Here is an 18,574-nt window from a genome sequence, read left to right on the forward strand (position 1 = left end):
CGTAACGTCCGAGCGTTGACGTCCTATAGGACGTCAACGCTCGGACGTTACGGGTTGGATGAAGGTTGGCTGGGTCACTTCGGGGGGAGGGTGCGCGCGTAGGAGACACCCCGGTCGACCCATCGCCGCAGGTCGGTGTCCTGCTCGCAGCCGTACGCGGCCACCAGGAGCCAACCCTTCATCTGGCGCCCGCCGACGTCGAACGGGTGGGCGCCCGGCTCGGCCAGCTGCGCCTCGTGCTCGGCCGGGTCGGTCCGCACGATCAGCTCCGCGCCGTGCACCCCGCACGTCATGGTGCCGTCCAGCAGCATCGCCAGGCCACCGAACATCTTCTTCTCGGTCAGCCCCAGCTCGTCACCGACCAGGTCGCGGACCCGCGCGGCGAGTCCCTCGTCGTACGCCATCTCGCCATCGTGGCACGCCGGACCCCGATCCTGCCCGCCGCCCGAGACCCAGATGTATGATGATTTCATCAAGTGATTGATTATATGAAGTTTGCAGGAACTTGACCGAGGGAAGGGGCGCCGCACGGTGGCAGAACCGATCGACAAGTTGAAGGCCGAGTTCTTCAAGACCCTCGGTCACCCCGCCCGGATCCGGATCCTCGAGTGGCTCGCACAGGGCGAGCACTCGGTCGGTGAGCTGATGCCCAAGCTGGGCCTCGAGGCCTCCCACCTCTCGCAGCAGCTCGCGGTGCTGCGCCGCGCGGGCGTCGTCGTCGCCCGCAAGCAGGGCAGCAACGTCATCTACTCGATGGCGTCCGAGGACATGGCCGACCTGTTGCTGCTGGCCCGGAAGGTGCTGACGGGCCTGCTCACCGACCAGGTCGGGCTGCTCAAGGACCTCCAGGCCGACAGCCTGCAGACGGCGCGCACCGAGGCGGGCGCGCAGACCGGGGTGGGCTCATGAGCTGGCTCGGCAAGATCGCGCGCGTCGGCCGCATCGTGGAGCCCGCGCCGGACGCACCCGAGGCCGCCGTCGCGCCGCCCACCGGAGTGCGCGGCTCGCTGCAGCTGCGCCACGTGGACTGCGGCTCGTGCAACGGCTGCGAGATCGAGATCTCGGGCGCCTTCTCCTCCGTGTACGACGCCGAGCGCTTCGGCGTGCGGCTGACCGCCTCGCCGCGGCACGCCGACGGCCTGCTCGCGACCGGCGTCGTCACGCACAACATGCGCGAGCCGCTGCTCAACACGCTCGACGCGATCCCCGAGCCCCGCGTCGTGATCGCCGTCGGCGACTGCGCCATCAACGGCGGGGTGTTCCGCGAGGCGTACGGCGTCGTCGGCTCGGTGGCCGACGTCGTGCCGGTGGACGTCGAGGTGCCCGGGTGCCCGCCCACCCCCCAGCAGATAATCGCCGCGCTGCGCACGGTGACCGGCCGGTGAACCCGCGTCGAGCGGGCGCTGCCGTGGTCTGCGGCGGGGTGACCGCCGCCCTGGGAGCGATCGGCGTGGTCGCCGGCCTGAGCGTCGTGCTCGGCGCGCCGCGGCAGCTCACGATCGGCTGGCTGCTCCCCCTCGTCGGGGTCCGGCTCGAGCTCGACGCGCTCAGCGGGTTCTTCCTCACCGCGACCGGCGCGGTCTCGATCGCGGTGGGCCTGTACGCGGTCGGGTACTCCCGGCGCGAGCGCTGGGCGCGGTTCCCGCTGGTGATGCAACCGGTGTTCGTCGCCGGGATGCTGCTGGTGCCCGCGGCCGGGTCCGTCACGACGTTCCTGCTCGCCTGGGAGCTGATGGCCGGCGCGTCGCTGGTGCTGGTGCTCGCCGAGCATCGCCGGGCCGCGGTCCGGGCGGCCGGGGTCTTCTACGCGGTGATGACCCAGCTGGGCTTCGCGACGATCCTGCTGGCGCTCGTCCTGCTCGCGTCCGCCGGCGGCGGTGACGCCTTCACGACCATCGCCGCGCACGCCAGCGAGCTGCCGGCGGGCACGCGCAACGCGGTCTTCCTGCTGAGCGTGACGGGATTCGGGTCCAAGGCGGGGCTGCTCCCCCTGCACGCCTGGCTGCCGCGCGCGCATCCGGAGGCGCCGAGCCCGGTCTCGGCGCTGATGAGCGCGTCGATGGTCGCGATGGGCATCTACGGCATCATCCGCATCGACCTGCAGCTGCTGGGTGCCGGCCCGCACTGGTGGGCCCTGACGCTGATGATCCTCGGCGCTGTCTCGGCCGTCTTCGGGGTGCTCGAGGCCTCGGTCGCCACCGACCTGAAGCGCCTGCTGGCCTACTCGACCACCGAGAACATGGGCCTGATCACCCTCGCGCTGGGTGCCGCGGCGCTGTTCGGCTCCTCGGGCGCGCCGGAGGTGGCCGCGATCGCGATGACCGCCGCGCTGCTGCACCTGCTCGCGCACGCCGCCTTCAAGACGCTCGGGTTCCTCGCGGCCGGGTCCGTGCTCGCCGCGACCGGGCTGCGCGACCTGGACAAGCTCGGCGGCCTGGCCCGCCGGATGCCGGTGACGACCGTGATGTTCGGGATCTCGGCGCTCGGCGCGTCCGGGCTGCCGCTCGGCGCCGGATTCGTCAGCGAGTGGCTCCTGCTGCAGAGCCTGATCCACAACCCGCCGGCGGGCAACACGCTGCTCGCCCTCGCGATGCCGCTGTCGGTGGGCGCGGTCGCGCTCACCACGGGCCTCGGGATCGCGGCCATGGTGAAGGCGTTCGGCGTCGGGTTCCTGGCCCGCCCTCGCTCGGCGGCGGCCGAGGACGCCCGGGAGGCGCCGGCCAGCATGATCGCCGGCATGGGGCTGGCCGCGGCGGCGTGCGCCGTGTTCGCCTTCGCGCCCGGGCTGCTCGGGCCGCTGCTGCGCCCGGTGCTGGGCGTGCTCCCGACGGTCGGCGGTGACGCGGTCGGGCCGGAGCTCGGCACGTTCCTGCGGCTGCCCGGTGTGGCCGGGTCGATGTCACCCGCGCTGCTCGCCGTCGCGCTGGTCGTCGCGGTGTTGTTATCGCTCCTGCTCGCCGCGCGCACCGGGGCCCGACACCGCCCCGCGCCGGTCACGTCCGCGCTGTGGGCGTGCGGGGCGGACCGGCTCAGCCCGCGGATGCAGTACACCGCGACATCGTTCGCCGAGCCCCTGCAGCGCGTGTTCGACAACGTGCTCCGGCCCGACACCGACCTGGAGGTCTCCCATTTCGCCGAGTCGAAGTACCTCGTGGAGAAGGTCACCTACCGGACCCGCCTCGTGGACCCGGTCGAGCAACGCCTCTACGCCCCCGTGGTCCGCGCCGTGACCGTGGCCGCGCACCGGGTGCGCCGCGCGCACAACGGCAGCGTGCACACCTACCTCGCGTACGGCGCGGCCGGCCTGCTGGTCGTGCTCCTGGTGACCCAGTGACTCCCCTCGCGGGCGCCGCCGCCGCGCTCCAGGTCGTGGCGGTGCTGCTCGGCGCCCCCGTGGTCACCGGCGGCATGCGCCAGGTGCGGGCTCTCCTGGAGGGCCGGGCCGGCGCCGGCATCGGGCAGCCCTGGCGGGACCTGCGCAAGCTGTTCCGCAAGCAGCAGGTCACCCCGCGCGGGACGACGATCGTGTTCGCCATCGCGCCGGCGATCGCCGCGGGCACCACGCTGCTGATCGCCGCGATCCTGCCGCTCGTCGCGCTCGACTCCCCGCTGGACTCCTCGGCGGACCTGTTCGGGATCGTCGGGCTGCTCTTCCTCGGCACCGTCGCGCTGACCCTCGCCGGCCTGGACACCGGCACCGCGTTCGGCGGCATGGGCTCGAGCCGGGAGATCACCATCGCGGCCCTCGTCGAGCCCACCATCCTGCTCGCCGTCTTCGCACTGTCGGTCCCGGCCCACTCGGCCAACCTGTCGGCCATCGTCTCGGCGACCGTCGCGAACCCCAGCCACATCTTCTCCCTGGGCAGCGTGCTGGCCTTCGTCGCGCTGGTCATCGTGATCCTCGCCGAGACCGGGCGGCTGCCCGTGGACAACCCGTCCAGCCACCTCGAGGTGACGATGATCCATCCGGCGATGGTCCTGGAGTACGCCGGGCCGAAGCTCGCCCTGGTCGAGTGGGCCACCAGCATGCGCCTGACGGTGCTGCTGGGGCTGCTGGCGAACCTGTTCCTGCCGTGGGGGGTGGCCGGGAGCGACCCGTCACCGCTCGGTGTGCTGGTCGGGCTCGCGGCGATCACCCTCAAGGTCGCACTGCTCGCGGGCGCGCTCGCCGCGAGCGAGGTCTTCATCGCCAAGCTGCGTCTGTTCCGCGTGCCCGAGCTGCTCGCCGGCTCGTTCCTGCTCGCGCTGCTCGCGGTCACCGCGTCCTCCTTCCTCGCCGTCCCGAAGAGGTGAGGCGGCGATGACCCCCGAGGCCTACGGCGGCGTGCTCGATCTCGCCGCGGGAGCGTTCCTGCTCACCGCGGTGCTCATCGTGTGGCGCCGCGAGCTGCACGCGATCATCACGCTGCTGGGCTGGCAGGGCGCGGCCCTCGCGGCGCTCCCGCTGACCGAGGGCCTGCACGAGGGTGACCCGGCGCTCGTCGGCATCGGGGGCGTGGTGTTCGCGCTGCGCGCGGTCGTGCTGCCCATGCTGCTCGCCCGGGCCGTAGGGTCCGAGGACGCCGAACGGCGCGAGAGCACCCCGCTGGTCAACACGACCTCCTCGCTGCTGATCACGGCGGGCCTGACGGTCCTCGCCTACGCGGTCACCCGGCCGATCATCGCGCTCGACCCGTCCCCGGCGATCCGCACCGTGCCGTCCGCGTTCGCGGTGATCCTGATCGCCATCTTCGTCATGGTCAGCCGGCGCCGTGCCCTCTCGCAGGCCGTCGGCTTCCTGATGCTGGACAACGGCGTCACCGCGACGGCGTTCCTGCTCACCTCCGGGGTGCCCCTGATCGTGGAGCTCGGCGCGTCCATGGACGTGCTGTTCGCGGTGTTCGTGCTGGGCCTGCTCACCGGGCACATGCGGCGCACCTTCGGCGGCACCGACCTCGACCAGCTCAGGGAGCTACGCGACCGATGAGCGCTCTCCTGCTGGTCCCGATCCTCGCGCCGCTCGCCGCGGCCGCCCTCGCCGCAGCGCTGGGGTGGCGGCGCGCGACCGCGTCGGTGACCGTGCTGGCCGCGCTCTGCGTGCTGCTCACCGCCGCGTTCGTCGGCTTCGGCCTCGAGTCCGGGGTGCGCTTCGGCGTCGCGCACGTGCTGCGGATCGACTCCCTGGGCGTGACGATGCTGCTCGTCATCGGCACGGTGGGCACCCTCGCGACGTGGGCCAGCATCGGCTACATCGACGGCGAGCTGGCGCGCGGGGACACCGACCGCGCCGGGGCGCACCTGTACGGCGTGCTGCTCCCGCTGTTCCTCGCCGCGATGTCGCTCGCGGTGCTGGCCAACAACATCGGGGTCATGTGGGTCGCCATCGAGGCGACCACCGTGGCGACCGCCTTCCTGGTCGCCCACAGCCGGACCCGGTCCGCGCTCGAGGCCACCTGGAAGTACGTCGTGATCTGCTCGGTCGGCATCGCGCTCGCCCTGCTGGGCACCGTGCTGCTCTACTTCGCGAGCCTGCACGCCGGTGCGACGAGCTCCCACGCGCTCGACATGGACACCCTGCTGAGCCACGCCGCGCAGCTCAGCCACGCCGCGCGGCTCGACCCGGACGTGACCCTGCTCGCCGCCGGCCTGCTGCTGCTCGGCTACGGCGCCAAGGTCGGCCTCGTCCCGTTCCACACCTGGGTGGCCGACGCGCAGAGCCAGGCGCCGACGCCGGTGTCCGCGCTGATGAGCGGGGTGCTGGAGGCCGTCGCGTTCTGCGCGCTGCTGCGCGTCAAGCACATCGTCGACCTCGCGCTGGGCACCGGCTTCATGCGCACCGGTCTGCTGGTGATGGGCCTGCTCACGTTGGCGGTCGCCGCGTCGATGCTCGTGGTCCAGAAGGACTTCAAGCGGATGCTCGCCTACTCCTCGATGGAGAACATGGGCCTGATCGCGATCGCCGCGGCCGCCGGGACCCGCCTGGCCATCGCCGCGCTGCTGCTGCACGTGCTCGCCCACGGCATCGGCAAGTCGCTGGTGTTCCTCGCCGCCGGCCAGCTCCAGACCGCGCACGGCTCGACCGCGATCGACGACGTGAGCGGGGTGCTGACCCGATCCCGCCTGGTCGGCATCTCGTTCGCCGTCGGCCTGGCCGTGCTGGTCGGGCTGCCGCCGTTCGCGATCTTCGCCTCCGAGCTGTCGATCTCGCGCGCGCTCGCCGGCGCGCACCTGGGCTGGGTGCTCGGCGCCGCGCTCGCGCTCATGGTCGTGGCCTTCTCGGCGCTGGTCCGCAGCGGCGCCCGGATGCTGTTCGGCCCGCCCGGCGAGGGTGCGCCGTCGATCGCGGTGCCCCGCACGATCGCTGTCGCGCTGTGCACCGGGGTCGTGCTGAGCGTCGCGCTGGGCCTGAGCGCCGGCCCGCTCACCGGCCTGTTCCACGCCGCCGCCCTGCAGCTGGGAGCCAGCCAATGACCCGCACCACACGCGACCTCCCGGTCACCGAGCTCGTCGCGGCCGCCGCCGCGCTGTTCGACGCCGGCTTCCGCCTCGCCCTGGTCGCGGCGCACGACGACGGCCCGACGTTACGGGTGGTCTACCTGTTCCTCGCCGGCCCCCCGGACCGGCGCGTCGAGCTCCAGGTCACCCTGCCCGCGGACGACCCGCGGCTGCCGTCCCTCGCGCCGCTGTCCTTCCCCGCATCACGGTTCGAGCGCGAGATGCACGACCTGTACGGCATCGTGCCGGTCGACCACCCCCTCCCGAGGCGCCTGGTCCGGCACGCGCACTGGCCCGCCGGCTGGTACCCGATGCGCCACAACGCCGGGCCGCGGCCGCCGTTCATCGACGCCGAGGCGTACCCGTTCCTCGCCGTGGAGGGTGACGGGGTCTACGAGATCCCGGTCGGCCCGGTCCACGCCGGGATGATCGAGCCCGGGCACTTCCGGTTCTCCGTCGTCGGGGAGAGCATCCTCAAGCTCAAGGTCAGGCTGTGGTTCACGCACCGCGGCATCGAGAAGCTGTTCGAGGGGCGCCCGGCCACGGACGCCGTGCACCTCGCCGAGCGCATCAGCGGCGACACCTCGGCGGGCCATGCGCTGGCGCACGCCCTCGCGGTGGAGGACGCGCTGGGCATCACGCTGCCCGAACCCGCCCACCGGCTGCGTGCCCTGGTCCTCGAGCTCGAACGCCTCTACAACCACGCCGCCGACCTCGGCTCGCTCGCGAACGACGTCGGCTTCTCCCTCGCCGGCTCGCACACCCTGCGGATCCGCGAACAGCTGCTCCGGATCAACGCCGCGACCACCGGTCACCGCCTGCTCCGGGGCGCGATCCGTCCGGGCTCCGCCGAGATCCTCACCCTGCCCGACGCCGACCAGCTCGCCGCCCTCGCGACCGACCTCGCCGAGATCGCCGAGCTCACCCTGGCCAACACGGTCATCCGCGACCGGTTCGCCGGCACCGCGGTGCTCGCCCTGGAGCAGGCGGCAGACCTCGACTGCCTCGGGTACGTCGCGCGCGCGAGTGGCCTCGCCACCGACGCACGCCTCGACCACCCGACGACCGAGCTCCCGGTCCGGGCCGTGGCGTCCACCGGCGGGGACGTGCTCGCCCGCTTCACCCAGCGCCGCGACGAGTATGCGGCGGGCACCCGGCTCGCGATCCACCTGGCGAGCACCGCGGACCAGCTCAGCTTCCGGGCCGAACCGGCGCGGGGCTCCGAATCGGTCGGTCACCCGGGCGGGGTGCGCACCGGGGTCGGCATCGCCGAGGGCTGGCGGGGCACCATCGTGCATCGCGTCGAGGTCGACGCCGACGGGCGCCTCACCCGGGTCAAGATCGTCGACCCGTCGTGGTTCAACTGGCCCGCGCTGCCGCTCGCTATGAAGGACACGATCGTCCCGGACTTCCCGGTGACGAACAAGAGCTTCAACCTCTCCTACGCCGGGAACGACCTATAGCCCAGCCTGGGCGGTCCGGGTCTGCCGTCGGGCGATGCGCACGACGGCGAGCGTGCAGGCCAGGCACCGCGAGCTGACGTCGTCCCAGCGGGTCGTCTTGGCGCTGACCTTCAGCGCGTCCTTCAGCCCGGTCGAATCGAGCTGACGACCCATCTGCGCGGCGGACCGGGACGCGACGTCCTCGGCCGCCTGCACGTCGGCCGCGGCCGCGACCCTCGTGGCCACCTCGGCGAGAACCCCGGCCCCGCGCGTCGAGCCGACCTGCACGAGGAACCGGTGCGGGCCGTCGTCGAGCAGCTCGGTCAGGGCGAGGTCGTACCCCCCTGCGGGGTGCGGACCGACACCCGTCAGGGCGCAGACGCAGGTCTCGCGGGGGTCCGAGCAGGTCACGGCGACGACGAAGGTCGCCGCGTCGCGCGCCGCATCGCGGGCGCTCGGATCCACGGGCGCGTGGTTGTGCTCGTTCGCCTCGCGGGCGTCGCCGTGGTCGGTGCCGGTCGGGACCAGCGCGCGCGACGGACCAGCGAGGTCGCACGGCCGCGCACCGAAGAGCGCGACCGGCCCGCTCGCGCGCATCGCGACAAAGTCGTTGACGCCGTGGGTCCGCGGGTCGGCGAGCGGGACCACCGTGCCGGAGCGCCGCGCGCGCCAGCCGAGCTCCTCACCGGCCGTGCGGACCACCGTGGGTGCGTGCGCGCCCTCCGTATACCCGAAGAGGGCGTCGTCGCCGCGGCGGCGGAGCCCGACGTGGTCGTCGTGCTGCTCATCACCCCAGCCGCGGGGAAGGTCGTCGACCGAGGTCAGCGTCGACGACACGATCGCATCGTCGTGCACGGTCGGTCCCACGACGGCATATCCGCGGGCGCCCAAGATGTCGATCAGCCCCTGCAGCCCCGGCAGGTCAAGCACTCGCATCGAATCCATCGTTGGATCGCCTCCCCCTGGCACCCCCAACGTTCCTCGCCCGCCGCTATCCCTGCCAGGGACCTAGGTCGCAGACAATCGACGCAAAGGGGTTTCGAGGATTCTCGGCAGAGCCCACTTTTCGGAAGATTCTGCGCGAGCGCCGCACCAAACCTTCCCAAAACACGGCGCTGACGCGAGGTCGCAGCCTCGAGTTCGTCGATTCGTTGCGAGTTCGCCGTTTGAAACCGGCGAACTCGCCTCAAAACGGCGAACTCGAGCCTTCTGCGGGGTGTGCCCCCGACCAAGACCGACCCAGTTTGTGGCTACTGTTCGTCGGATGGTGCGGGGTGCGGTCTTTTTCGATGTGGACGGGACTCTTGTGCCGGGGACGAGCTCGTCGCAGCATCTTGCGGCGCGGCTTGGTCACCTTGGCTCCCTGCGGGACGCCGAGGACTCGTACGCGGCGGGGACGTTGAGCAACCACGCTGTGTCGGTGCTCGATGCGCGGGGCTGGGAGGGCCGGGCCCCCTCCGAGGTCGGCGGATGGTTGGACGAGCTACCGCTCGTTGACGGGATTGCCGAGGTCGTGACCTGGTGCCGGGCCCAGCACCTGGCGCCGGTGCTGGCGACGCTCGCGTGGGAGCCCGTCGGTGCGTACCTCTGCGCGAGATTCGGCTTCGACGGCTCGTGCGGTCCGCGCCTGGAGATCGTCGACGGGCGTTACTCGGGTCAGGTCGCCGCGCACCTCGACGAGTTCGCGAAACGGGACTACGCCCTCGCCGAGGCGGCTCGCCTCGGACTCGACCCGGCGTCGTGCGCCGCGATCGGAGACAGCCGATCGGACGTGCCGCTGTTCGAGCGTGTCGGCCTCGCCGTCGCGTTCAACGCGAACGCTGCGGCCCGTGCGGTGGCGCACTCAGCGGTCGATGGCGACGACCTTCGCGCCGTTCTCCCGCACCTGTCCACGTGGCTTGCCGGAACCCGCTAGCGATGCTCCCCCACGACCTCGTTCATCCACTGCCAGGCGGCAACCGTGGCGGGAAAGCCGCGGGTCGTCATGCCGAGCAGGATCACCTGCTCGACCTCGGCGAGGCTCGCGCCGGCGTCGAGCGCTTTGCGGACGTTGGAGCGCACCGCGCCCTCGGACTGCGCGCCGATGGCGACGCCGAGCTTGATCAGGCGCGCGGTCCGCGGGTCGAGCGGTCCGGCGTCGTCGATCGAGGCCGCGAGCGCATCCTGCTTCGCGGCCACGTCGCCGAACCGTGCACGGAAGCCGAGGTAGACGTCGGGCAGGTACTCGTTCATCACAGCGCCCGCATGCGGTTGTTCCGCGGGTCGTGCGTGAGCTCGGCCAGCCCGAGCGCCTCCAGCAGCGGCGGAAGGTACATCCCGAACCGTCCGCGGTAGCCGTTGCGCAGCCCGTACCAACCGCCCACGGGGTTCTCGTCCGAGCGGCCCCACGCCTCGACAGTGTCGTCCGCGGCCGGCTTCTTCTCGTCGGCCGCACCGAGGGCCACCCACTCCCCGCGCGCGAGGAGCCAGGCGTGCAGGTCCTCGATCGCACGCAGGTGGTACCTCAGGGTGGTCGAGCCGACCTGGCAGACCAGCACGGGCGGGTCCGCCTGCTCGTCGCGGTGCATCGTGTACTGCGACGTCCCCGGTGGGGTCGCGAGCACCCACGGGTCGTCCTTCGTGCCGCTGCCGCTGGCCATCGTCATCCTCTCGACCGCACCCGACGGGCCGCCGTCGGCCCTTCGTCCCGAGGCTAGCGGCGCGCGGAGGTCCGCACCCGGTAGACCGATGCCGATTCTCCATACCCCATGGGGTAACCGGGACCTTGGTCTCTCTCGCCGGGAGCGCCCGATTCCTACCGTGGAGAACGAGGCACACGGAGCGCGTCGAGGAGTCGGGGCGCGGAGCATCGAGGCGAGGAGCGGGCTGTGAAGAAACGACTGCTGGTGCTCGGCGGCGGTACCGCGGGCACGATGATCGTCAACAAGCTACGGCGGCGCCTCGACGCGGCGCAGTGGAGCATCACCGTGGTGGATCGCGACGACGCCCACCCCTACCAGCCGGGCTACCTGTTCGTCCCGTTCGGCACCTACTCCCCCGACCAGATCACCCGCTCGCGGCATGCCTTCCTGCCCGACGGCGTGGACTTCGTCATCGCCGACGTCGACCGGGTGGACGCGGCCGCGTGCACGGTGAGCCTGACCGACGGCCGCGTGCTGGGGTACGACTACCTGGTCATCGCGTCGGGAACGACGCCGCGGCCGGACCAGACCCCCGGCATGCTCGGCGAGGAGTGGCGCCGAAGCATCTTCGACTTCTACACGTTCGACGGTGCGTGCGCGCTCGCCACCGCGCTGAAGTCGTTCGATCACGGCCGGCTCGTCGTGCACATCACCGACATGCCGATCAAGTGCCCGGTCGCGCCGCTGGAGTTCACCTTCCTGGCCGACGCGTGGCTGCGGGCGCACGGGATGCGGGACCGGGTCGAGCTGGTCTTCGTGACTCCGCTGCCGGGGGCCTTCACCAAGCCGGTCGCCTCCGAGCGCCTCGGCTCGATGCTCGCCGAGCGCAAGATCGCGCTGGAGTCCGACTTCCTCGTCGAGCGGATCGACGTCGAGCACAAGGCGCTCATCTCCTACGACGAACGCGAGGTGCCGTTCGACCTGCTGGTCACCATCCCGCTGAACATGGGCGCCGAATTCGTCGCCCGCTCGGGGCTGGGCGACGAGCTGAACTACGTGCCCGTGGACCGGCACACCCTGCAGTCCAAGGCGCACGCGAACATCTTCGCCGTCGGCGACGCCGGCGACCTGCCGACCTCCAAGGCGGGGTCGGTCGCGCACTTCTCGGTCGAGATCTTCGTGGCCAACTTCCTGCAGCTCATCGCGGGCAAGGCGATGACCGGATCCTTCGACGGCCACGCCAACTGCTTCATCGAGAGCGGGGACGGCAAGGGCCTGCTGCTCGACTTCAACTACGACACCGAGCCGCTGACGGGCAAGTTCCCGCTGCCCGTCGTCGGCCCGCTGGACCTGCTCAAGGAGACCCGCAGCAACCACCTCGGCAAGCTCGCGTTCCGCTGGATCTACTGGAACGTGCTGCTCCCCGGCCGGCCGCTGCCGCTGCCGTCGCACATGTCCATGCTCGGCAAGACGACCACCACCCGATAAGGAGAGACACCATGCCTGTGACCACGCTGGACGGACACCAGATCCACGTCAACGACGAGGGCTTCCTCACCGACCCGACCGAGTGGGACGAGGACCTCGGGGTCGTGCTCGCCAAGCAGATCGGCATCGACCTGACCGACGAGCACTGGAAGGCCATCCGCTTCCTGCGCACCGACTTCGCCGAGCAGGGCGAGACCGCGACACTTCGCCGGATCTCCACCCGCGGCGGAATCCCGATCAAGGAGCTCTTCACGCTCTTCCCGGCGAAGCCTGCGAAGAAGCTCGCCTACATCGCCGGCCTGCCCAAGCCGCAGGGCTGCGTCTAACCGAGAGAGGGCTTTGTCATGACCATCGAGACCGAACCGGCCATCGTCCCCAGCTTCGACACCGAGGTCGGGTCGGGCCGCAAGCTCGCCATCATCTGCTCCAAGGGCAACCTGGACATGGCGTACCCGGGGCTGATCCTGGCCAACGCCGCGCTCGGCGAGGGCGTCGAGGTCCACCTGTTCTTCACCTTCTGGGGCTTCGACATGATCAACCGCAAGACCATGGGCGACCTGAAGTTCACCATGCTCGGCAACACCGCCACGCACATGCCCCAGGGCCTCGGCGGGCTGCCCGGCATGACGGCCATGGCGACGTCGCGGCTGAAGAAGTCCATCGCCGACCTCGACGTACCCGAGGTCCCGGAGTTCCTCGAGCAGATCGTGGCGTCCGGCGGCCACCTGTGGGCCTGCCGGCTGTCCGCCGACATGAACCACCTGACGTCGGAGGACCTCTACGAGGAGGTCGAGGGAATCATCAGCGCGAGCGACTTCATAGAGAAGACGGAGGGTGCGCAGCTGCTGTTCATCTAGTCCGGTCAGCCGGCGGGCAGCACCAGGACGGCGTCCCCGACCGGCCGCTCGCCGGTGGCGTCCGACGGCGCGTTCACGACCTGGCCGTTGATGGTCATCGTGGTGGACCCGCCGCCGTCGAGGTTGAGGGCGTCGACCATGCCGAGCGACTGCGCGACGTCGGCCGCCTCCTTGACGCTCAGTCCCAGCGCCGTGGTCTGGCGGCCGTCCGCGGTGACCAGCAGGGTGCGCCCGGCGGCGTCCACCCCGGCGATCGTGCGCGGATTGCGCTTGTGGACCCAGCCGTAATAGAAGTTGTTGCCGTCGGCCGGCCGAACCATGCCGTCGCGCCCGGCGGTGATGGTCTGCTTCCCGCCGGTCAGCAGGAGCGGGCCGCCGTTGACCACGTTGGTCGACGGCGTCGTGGTGAGGACCCCGCCGCGCGGGTTCACAAGATCCGTCGTGAGGGTGACCCGTTTGCCGACCGGCGCCGCTGCGCGGAGCGCCTCGACGTCGGAGCCGATCGCTTGCAGCGTGCGGCCGGCGCGCGGCACGGTCGTCCCGCGGACCTCGTGCACCGCGGTGACGACGTTCCGGGCATCGAGCACGACCTCCAGGCCCGGCCCGGCCGGAGTCTGGGCGCCGAACTCCGGGGTGAACGCGACGATCTCGTGGGGGGCAGTGCAGGTGACGTCCTGCAGCGGCAGGGCCGACGGCGTCTGGCTCGCCGCGTTGCCGCAGTTGCGGATCAAGCCCGGCACCCGGTCGATCCCGCTCAGGGCCAGCGGCGAGCTGTGCCGGTCGACGGCGATGCGCCCGCGCCACGTGAGCCGCTGGACGGTACTGCGGTTGGTCGCGGCGTCGATGACCAGGGAGGGCCGGTCCCCCACGGCTTCGCTGAGCACCTTGCCGCCGAAGACGGCGGTCCCGGCCGGGTCGCCGGGCGCGCCCGCCGACAGGTCCAGCACGAAGAAGCCGCCGTTCGCGGCGGCGAGGGCGCCGCTGGCCTGGGCGAGCCGGCTCGTGGCCTCCCGGGCCTCGAAGTCCGGGCCGAAGGACGACGTGAGCTCACCGCGGAACGCCTTCGGGTCGATGGTGATCACCTCGAGCGTCCACGGTCCCCGCGACCGGTCGGTACTGCCCACGTCGCCGTCCCAGCCGGTGTAGATGACCGACGAGGCGTAGCCGGCCGTCCGGATCGTCGCGACGGTGGCCGTGCCGTCGGCCTTCGCGCCGAACTGGCCGGCCCGAACGCGGAACCCGAGGTCCCCGCCGGCGTCGGCCAGCTGGGGAGACACCACGCGCTCGACGCGGGCGTTGACCCCCGCGGCGGCGAGCCTGTCCGCGACGGCGTGCGCCTGCGCCTCGTCGGAGAGGGCCGACGCGGGGGCGTCCGGATCCGGGGAGGTCGAGGGGATGGCGACCTCGGCGGTCCAGAACAGCGAGCTGTCCGCGCCGCCGCGGGTGATCGACGTGCGCGTGACACCGGGGGCCAGCCGGGTCACGGTCCGGGTCTCGGGCAGGTCGGCGGCGCCGAGGTTCAGCCGGGCGGCCGGTGACCACCGCACCCGGGCATCGCTCAACTTCCGGAAGATTTGGTGCGCCAGACGCACACATGCTTCCCAAAACCGCGCCGTCTCAGGTCAGGCCGGTGTCGCCGATGCTCAGCGAGACCACCGGGGCGTCGGAGCGCTCGTCCTTGTCCTGGTGCATGCCCATGTGGGCGGCGTCGTCATAGAAGTTCACCAGCGCGACGTCGGGCTGGTAGGCCGCGCCCGCCGCGGGATCCTGGTACGCCTCGGACACCGCCTGGCGCCCGAGGTCGGCGAGCCAGTCCGGGAATGGCGTGACGGGCGCGCCGTCGACGTCGTCCGCGGTGCGGGAGTAGCGGTAGGGGCGCCAGTGCCAGCCGAGGCAGACGGTCTGCACGCTCATCTGCCCCCCGCCCGGGGTGGTGGCGGCGCGCATCGGGGCGGGACCGGCGGCCCACTCGCGGCAGGCCCGGACGAGGTGGGCCTGCTGGCCGGGGTCGAGCCAGTCCGGGACGAGGACCGCGCCGGGGGCCACCTCGACCCGCTCGCGCGGTAGCAGGGTGGTCATGCTGCTGCCTCCAGGGTGAGCAGGGCGTTCTTGGCCTCGGGGCCGCCGACGTACCCGCCCGCGGTACCGTCGGAGCGGACGACGCGGTGGCACGGGACGACGACGGGCAGCGGGTTGGTCGCGCACGCGGTCCCGACGGCGCGGGCCGCCTTGGGGTTGCCGACGACGCGCGCGAGGCTCCCGTAGGTCGCCGTCGAGCCGTACGGGATCTCGGGCAGGTGAGCCAGGACGTCGCGGCGGAAGCCGCTCGACAGCCGCAGGTCCAACGCGACGTCGAACGCCCTGCGCCTTCCGGTGAAGTACTCGTCGAGCTCGCGCGCGACCGGGTCCAGGCGCGCCGGGGCGTTCAGGATCCGGGGGCTGATGCGCTCCGCGAGGCTCGCGAGCACGCGGTCGTGGTCCTGGCGGGGGTAGGCGACCGTGACGAGGCCCTGCTCGGTCGCGGCGAGCAGGAGAGCGCCGACGGGCGTGTCGATCGTGCGGTAGGCGACGTCGAGGATTCCTTCCGCGGCGGCCCGGGCGACGAGCCGCGCGTGCAGGCGCCGCGAGGCTTCCTCGTCGACGAGGGGGAGGCCCACGAGCAGGTCCGCGTCGGTCGTCGAAGGGGTCGGGTGGTCGGTGTTCATGGTCGGACTCCTCGGTAGGAGGCTCGCAGGGTCTTCATGCCGTCGGCGGCTGCCCGGCGCGCGGCGCTCTCGGTGTTCGCCAGCAGCTCGGCGACCTGCGCGTACGGCATCCCGGCGACGTGGTGGTAGGCGATGGCCTCGCGCTGCTTGCGGGGCAGCGCCTTGAGCGCGGTCCACAGCTCGTCGTCGTGCTCGGCGGGGTGCGGCTGGTTCGCCGGGCGTTCGGGGATCGCCTCGACCGGGACCGGCCTCCGCGTGCGGGCGCGGTGCTGGTCGATGGCCTTGCGCTTGGCGATCGTGACGAGCCACGCCTGGACGTTCGCGCCCGGGGGCAGGTCCGGGTACGCGCGGAGCGCCGCCAGGAAGGTCTCCGACCAGGCGTCGTCGGCGTCGTCGGGACCGAGGACGGCGCGGCAGACCCGCAGGACGGTCGGTCCGTGCTCGACGACGACCTGCTCGAAGGGTTTCATGACCACGTCGCTTGGCCTCGGCTAGAACAGGGGCTGCTCGGCGAGCAGCGCCCGCAGCTGAAGGCGCGAATCGGTCACGGTGTGGGTCTGCATGACGGCTCTCCTCGAGGTTCGCGTGCTGGAGCGTGGCGCTCCGTCCAGTAGACGCCCCGAGCGGTGACTTCGTGAGACGGCTGCTGCGACGATGGCGCCATGAGCGATGACAAGGACCTCGAGCGACCGTTGTCGCCTGCTGAGCTGCGCGACCTGTGGAACTTCGACGACGCGGCCGCCTCTGCGGAACGGTTCGCCGCCGCGGCCGCGGACGTGGTGCGCGTCGCGTCGCAGCGCGCCGAGCTCGCCACCCAACAGGCGAGGGCCTTGGGGCTGCAAGGGAAGTTCGCGCAGGCCGACGCCGTCCTCGACGCGATCGGCGACCCGACCGGCGTCGCCGGAGTCCGGGTGCTGCTGGAGCGGGGCCGGCTGCGCAACTCCGCGGGCGACGTCACGGCCGCGGTCCAGCTGTTCGGGGCCGCCGCCGAGGCGGCACGCGCCGTCGGCGCCGAGCACCTGACGGTGGACGCCCTGCACATGCTGGCGATCGCGGACGCCGGTCACGAGCAGGACTGGACGGACCGGGCGCTCGACGTCGTCGCGCGCACCACGGACCCGGAGACGCGGCGGTGGTCGGTGGCGCTGCACAACAATCTGGGCTGGCACCTGCACGACGTCGGCCGGCTCGAGCAGGCGCTCGAGGAGTTCGAGCTGGCTCATCGAGCGTCGCTCGAGGTGGGCGACCCGGAGCAGGAAAGCGTCGCGCGCTGGGCGATCGCGCGATGCCTGCGGTCGTTGGGGCGGAACTCCCGGGCGCTCGCGATGCAGCGGCAGCTGCTGGTGGACCGGCCGGAGGATCCCTATGTACGCGAGGAGGTCGAGGTTCTCGAAGGCTTGGAGGCCGGCGGCGACAGCTCAACCACATAGCCCGACCGACGCGAAACTGAGCCGCCTGAGCCAAGGGGCTTCCCCGTCGGGACCACCGGTGGAACGATGGTCAGGTCGGGGGCTGGTTGAGTGCGCCGTGTCACGACGCGCCGTTTCCGGTGCACGTTGAACGCGGGGTTCGCACCCCCGGGACCGCTCGGCACACCATGTCCGACCACGACCAGAGAGCAACCTCCCACGGGACCACCCGGGACCCGGCTCGCAGGTTGCAGGACCTGCTGCTGTCCACCGAGGCCGTCGAGGACTTCCTGGCGGCGTTCATCGACGCGGCGTCCGTCGCCCTCGGTGATGAGATCTCGGCGGGCGTGATGATGGACCGCGACGGGCACGTCATCACGGTGGCCTGCAGCGACGAGAGCGCCGCCAGGTACGACGAGGAGCAGTACCGCTACGACGAAGGCCCGTGCCTGAGCGCTCTGCGCAGCGCCAAGGTGATCCTGGTCGAGGACCTCGCCGCCGATTATCGGTTCGGCCCGTACCGCCCGGGCGCGCTCGCGCTCGGGGTGCGGTCCTCGATGTCGTTGCCGCTGTACGGCGGGGTCGAGCCGGTCGGCGCGCTGAACCTGTGTTCCCGGAGCGCTCACGGGTTCAGCCCGGCGGAGCAGGCCGAGGCGGTCGACTTCGCCGACGAGGCCTCGCGCGCGCTCAACCTCGTGGTGCGGATCGCGCACGACGTCGAGATCACCGACGAGCTGCACGCCTCGCTGATCTCGCGCACCGTGATCGACCGGGCGATCGGGGTCGTCTGTGCCCAGAACAGGTGCGACAGCGAGGATGCGCTCGCCATGCTGCGTGCCACAGCTGCAGAACGCGGGGTGGAGCTGCGGTTCGTCGCCGCGGAGCGTGTGGCCGCGGTGAGCGGGTAGGTCCGCGGGTTTTGCGGTTTTGCGGTTTCGCGGGTTCGCGGGTTCGCGGCAGCCGAGGTGACCGAGGTGACCGATAGAGGCTGCGATTCTGATGAATCGGACGTGACGCCACACGGCACGGCCACAATGCACCCCCAGGTGGCATTTTTGTCCCACCATTCACAGGCACTCGTTCCATAGACTCAGCACTTTGCCCACAGATTCCTCGCCGAACCGCGGAGTGTCAGTGGCGCCCGGTAGAGTTTGGCGCAGAGCAATTCGTAGGAATGCGAGACGAGTGGGGGGCGAGATGGCGTTCGACGACGGTGTCTCGCTCGAGAGTCTTTCGCTCGCCGATCACTACGCGGCGATTCGCGTGCACCTGGACGCAGTAGCGCGGGTGGCGCCGCGGGACCTGGACGGTCCGGGTGCGTTGGAGATGTTCGACGCGACGTACGAGTTCGGTGACCGGTTCACCGCGATCGCGACCCGGGCACTGCCCGTGGTGGAGACCGACGTCGTGTGGGCCACCGAGGCCCGCACGTTCGCCAACTGGGTCTCGCGCCGGGTGCACGTCACGCACTACCGCGCCGCCCGGATGACCCGCCTGGGTCGCGCGCTGCGCGACGAGCTGCCGCTGACCGCCGTAGCGGTGGTGACCGGCGGCGCGCAGCGCATCAACGTCGAGCAG

General features: G+C 71.8%; 20 protein-coding genes and 2 pseudogenes. 14 read left to right on the forward strand and 8 right to left on the reverse strand.

What is annotated here, in order from left to right; translation table 11 throughout:
• Positions 1-74: 74 nt before the first annotated feature.
• A complete protein-coding gene (locus tag VIM26_RS15655; protein ID WP_331952834.1) occupies positions 75-473 on the reverse strand; it encodes a TfoX/Sxy family protein in 399 nt (132 codons plus the stop codon).
• Positions 474-531: 58 nt separating this feature from the next.
• Between VIM26_RS15655 and VIM26_RS15660 the strand changes: the two genes are divergently transcribed.
• Genes VIM26_RS15660 through VIM26_RS15690 form a run of 7 tightly spaced genes read left to right on the forward strand, consistent with a single transcriptional unit; the run spans position 532 to position 7,937 of the window.
• The gene (locus VIM26_RS15660; RefSeq protein WP_331952795.1) at positions 532-909 is read left to right on the forward strand and encodes a metalloregulator ArsR/SmtB family transcription factor; all 378 of its coding nucleotides are present in this window, start codon (positions 532-534) and stop codon (positions 907-909) included.
• Positions 906-1,385: an NADH-quinone oxidoreductase subunit NuoB gene (locus VIM26_RS15665; protein ID WP_331952797.1), complete on the forward strand. Its 480-nt coding sequence runs from the start codon at positions 906-908 to the stop codon at positions 1,383-1,385. The genes VIM26_RS15660 and VIM26_RS15665 overlap by 4 nt, the downstream gene beginning before the upstream one ends.
• The gene (locus VIM26_RS15670) at positions 1,382-3,334 is read left to right on the forward strand and encodes a proton-conducting transporter membrane subunit (RefSeq protein WP_331952799.1); all 1,953 of its coding nucleotides are present in this window, start codon (positions 1,382-1,384) and stop codon (positions 3,332-3,334) included. Before VIM26_RS15665 ends, VIM26_RS15670 begins: the two co-directional genes overlap by 4 nt.
• Positions 3,331-4,293, forward strand: a complete 963-nt coding sequence (locus tag VIM26_RS15675; RefSeq protein WP_331952801.1) for a respiratory chain complex I subunit 1 family protein — start codon at positions 3,331-3,333, stop codon at positions 4,291-4,293. The genes VIM26_RS15670 and VIM26_RS15675 overlap by 4 nt, the downstream gene beginning before the upstream one ends.
• Before the next feature lie 7 nt (positions 4,294-4,300).
• The gene (locus VIM26_RS15680) at positions 4,301-4,966 is read left to right on the forward strand and encodes a hypothetical protein (protein WP_331952803.1); all 666 of its coding nucleotides are present in this window, start codon (positions 4,301-4,303) and stop codon (positions 4,964-4,966) included.
• Positions 4,963-6,450: a proton-conducting transporter membrane subunit gene (locus tag VIM26_RS15685; protein ID WP_331952805.1), complete on the forward strand. Its 1,488-nt coding sequence runs from the start codon at positions 4,963-4,965 to the stop codon at positions 6,448-6,450. The genes VIM26_RS15680 and VIM26_RS15685 overlap by 4 nt, the downstream gene beginning before the upstream one ends.
• Positions 6,447-7,937, forward strand: a complete 1,491-nt coding sequence (locus tag VIM26_RS15690; RefSeq protein ID WP_331952807.1) for an NADH-quinone oxidoreductase subunit C — start codon at positions 6,447-6,449, stop codon at positions 7,935-7,937. The genes VIM26_RS15685 and VIM26_RS15690 overlap by 4 nt, the downstream gene beginning before the upstream one ends.
• On the opposite strand, the gene VIM26_RS15695 is transcribed toward VIM26_RS15690, so the two are convergent.
• The gene (locus VIM26_RS15695; protein ID WP_331952810.1) at positions 7,932-8,852 is read right to left on the reverse strand and encodes a hypothetical protein; all 921 of its coding nucleotides are present in this window, start codon (positions 8,850-8,852) and stop codon (positions 7,932-7,934) included. The genes VIM26_RS15690 and VIM26_RS15695 overlap by 6 nt on opposite strands.
• A gap of 328 nt (positions 8,853-9,180) precedes the next feature.
• On the opposite strand from VIM26_RS15695, the gene VIM26_RS15700 reads away from it, so the two are divergent.
• On the forward strand, positions 9,181-9,831 hold the full coding sequence (locus VIM26_RS15700) for an HAD family hydrolase (RefSeq protein ID WP_331952812.1): 651 nt from the start codon (positions 9,181-9,183) through the stop codon (positions 9,829-9,831).
• On the opposite strand, the gene VIM26_RS15705 is transcribed toward VIM26_RS15700, so the two are convergent.
• Together VIM26_RS15705 and VIM26_RS15710 are read right to left on the reverse strand one after the other, a co-directional pair.
• On the reverse strand, positions 9,828-10,148 hold the full coding sequence (locus VIM26_RS15705) for a carboxymuconolactone decarboxylase family protein (RefSeq protein ID WP_331952814.1): 321 nt from the start codon (positions 10,146-10,148) through the stop codon (positions 9,828-9,830). The genes VIM26_RS15700 and VIM26_RS15705 overlap by 4 nt on opposite strands.
• A complete protein-coding gene (locus VIM26_RS15710) occupies positions 10,148-10,555 on the reverse strand; it encodes a DUF6855 family protein (protein ID WP_331952816.1) in 408 nt (135 codons plus the stop codon). Before VIM26_RS15710 ends, VIM26_RS15705 begins: the two co-directional genes overlap by 1 nt.
• 228 nt (positions 10,556-10,783) lie before the next feature.
• On the opposite strand from VIM26_RS15710, the gene sqr reads away from it, so the two are divergent.
• Genes sqr through VIM26_RS15725 form a run of 3 tightly spaced genes read left to right on the forward strand, consistent with a single transcriptional unit; the run spans position 10,784 to position 12,882 of the window.
• Positions 10,784-12,025 (forward strand): type III sulfide quinone reductase, selenoprotein subtype, encoded by a 1,242-nt coding sequence (sqr, locus tag VIM26_RS15715; protein WP_331952818.1) that lies wholly within the window; start codon positions 10,784-10,786, stop codon positions 12,023-12,025.
• An 11-nt stretch (positions 12,026-12,036) separates the two neighbouring features.
• Positions 12,037-12,351, forward strand: coding sequence for a TusE/DsrC/DsvC family sulfur relay protein (locus VIM26_RS15720; protein WP_331952820.1), 315 nt, complete (start codon positions 12,037-12,039; stop codon positions 12,349-12,351).
• Between the two features lie 18 nt (positions 12,352-12,369).
• Positions 12,370-12,882, forward strand: coding sequence for a DsrE/DsrF/DrsH-like family protein (locus tag VIM26_RS15725; protein WP_331952822.1), 513 nt, complete (start codon positions 12,370-12,372; stop codon positions 12,880-12,882).
• Positions 12,883-12,887: 5 nt separating this feature from the next.
• Here the strand turns inward: VIM26_RS15725 and VIM26_RS15730 are convergent, their stop codons facing one another.
• The 4 genes and pseudogenes from VIM26_RS15730 to VIM26_RS15745 all read right to left on the reverse strand — a co-directional run bounded on the left by VIM26_RS15730 (position 12,888) and on the right by VIM26_RS15745 (position 16,057).
• Positions 12,888-14,444 (reverse strand): phosphodiester glycosidase family protein, encoded by a 1,557-nt coding sequence (locus VIM26_RS15730; protein ID WP_331952824.1) that lies wholly within the window; start codon positions 14,442-14,444, stop codon positions 12,888-12,890.
• Between the two features lie 67 nt (positions 14,445-14,511).
• Positions 14,512-14,961 (reverse strand): annotated as a pseudogene (locus VIM26_RS15735) (alpha-ketoglutarate-dependent dioxygenase AlkB); the annotation flags it as partial.
• A complete protein-coding gene (locus VIM26_RS15740; RefSeq protein WP_331952826.1) occupies positions 14,958-15,587 on the reverse strand; it encodes a methylated-DNA--[protein]-cysteine S-methyltransferase in 630 nt (209 codons plus the stop codon). The gene VIM26_RS15740 and the pseudogene VIM26_RS15735, both read right to left, overlap by 4 nt.
• A complete protein-coding gene (locus VIM26_RS15745; RefSeq protein WP_331952828.1) occupies positions 15,584-16,057 on the reverse strand; it encodes a sigma-70 family RNA polymerase sigma factor in 474 nt (157 codons plus the stop codon). Before VIM26_RS15745 ends, VIM26_RS15740 begins: the two co-directional genes overlap by 4 nt.
• A gap of 192 nt (positions 16,058-16,249) precedes the next feature.
• On the opposite strand from VIM26_RS15745, the gene VIM26_RS15750 reads away from it, so the two are divergent.
• From VIM26_RS15750 to VIM26_RS15760, 3 genes and pseudogenes are all read left to right on the forward strand, one after another.
• Positions 16,250-17,017 carry a tetratricopeptide repeat protein gene (locus VIM26_RS15750; RefSeq protein WP_331952830.1) on the forward strand — a complete coding sequence of 256 codons (768 nt, stop codon included), beginning with the start codon at positions 16,250-16,252 and terminating at the stop codon, positions 17,015-17,017.
• A 167-nt stretch (positions 17,018-17,184) separates the two neighbouring features.
• Positions 17,185-17,904, forward strand: a complete 720-nt coding sequence (locus VIM26_RS15755) for a GAF and ANTAR domain-containing protein (protein ID WP_331952832.1) — start codon at positions 17,185-17,187, stop codon at positions 17,902-17,904.
• Positions 17,905-18,193: 289 nt separating this feature from the next.
• A pseudogene (locus VIM26_RS15760) lies at positions 18,194-18,574 on the forward strand (hypothetical protein); the annotation flags it as partial.

The organism is Pengzhenrongella sp., assembly GCF_036565025.1.
Lineage (GTDB): Bacteria > Actinomycetota > Actinomycetes > Actinomycetales > Cellulomonadaceae > Pengzhenrongella.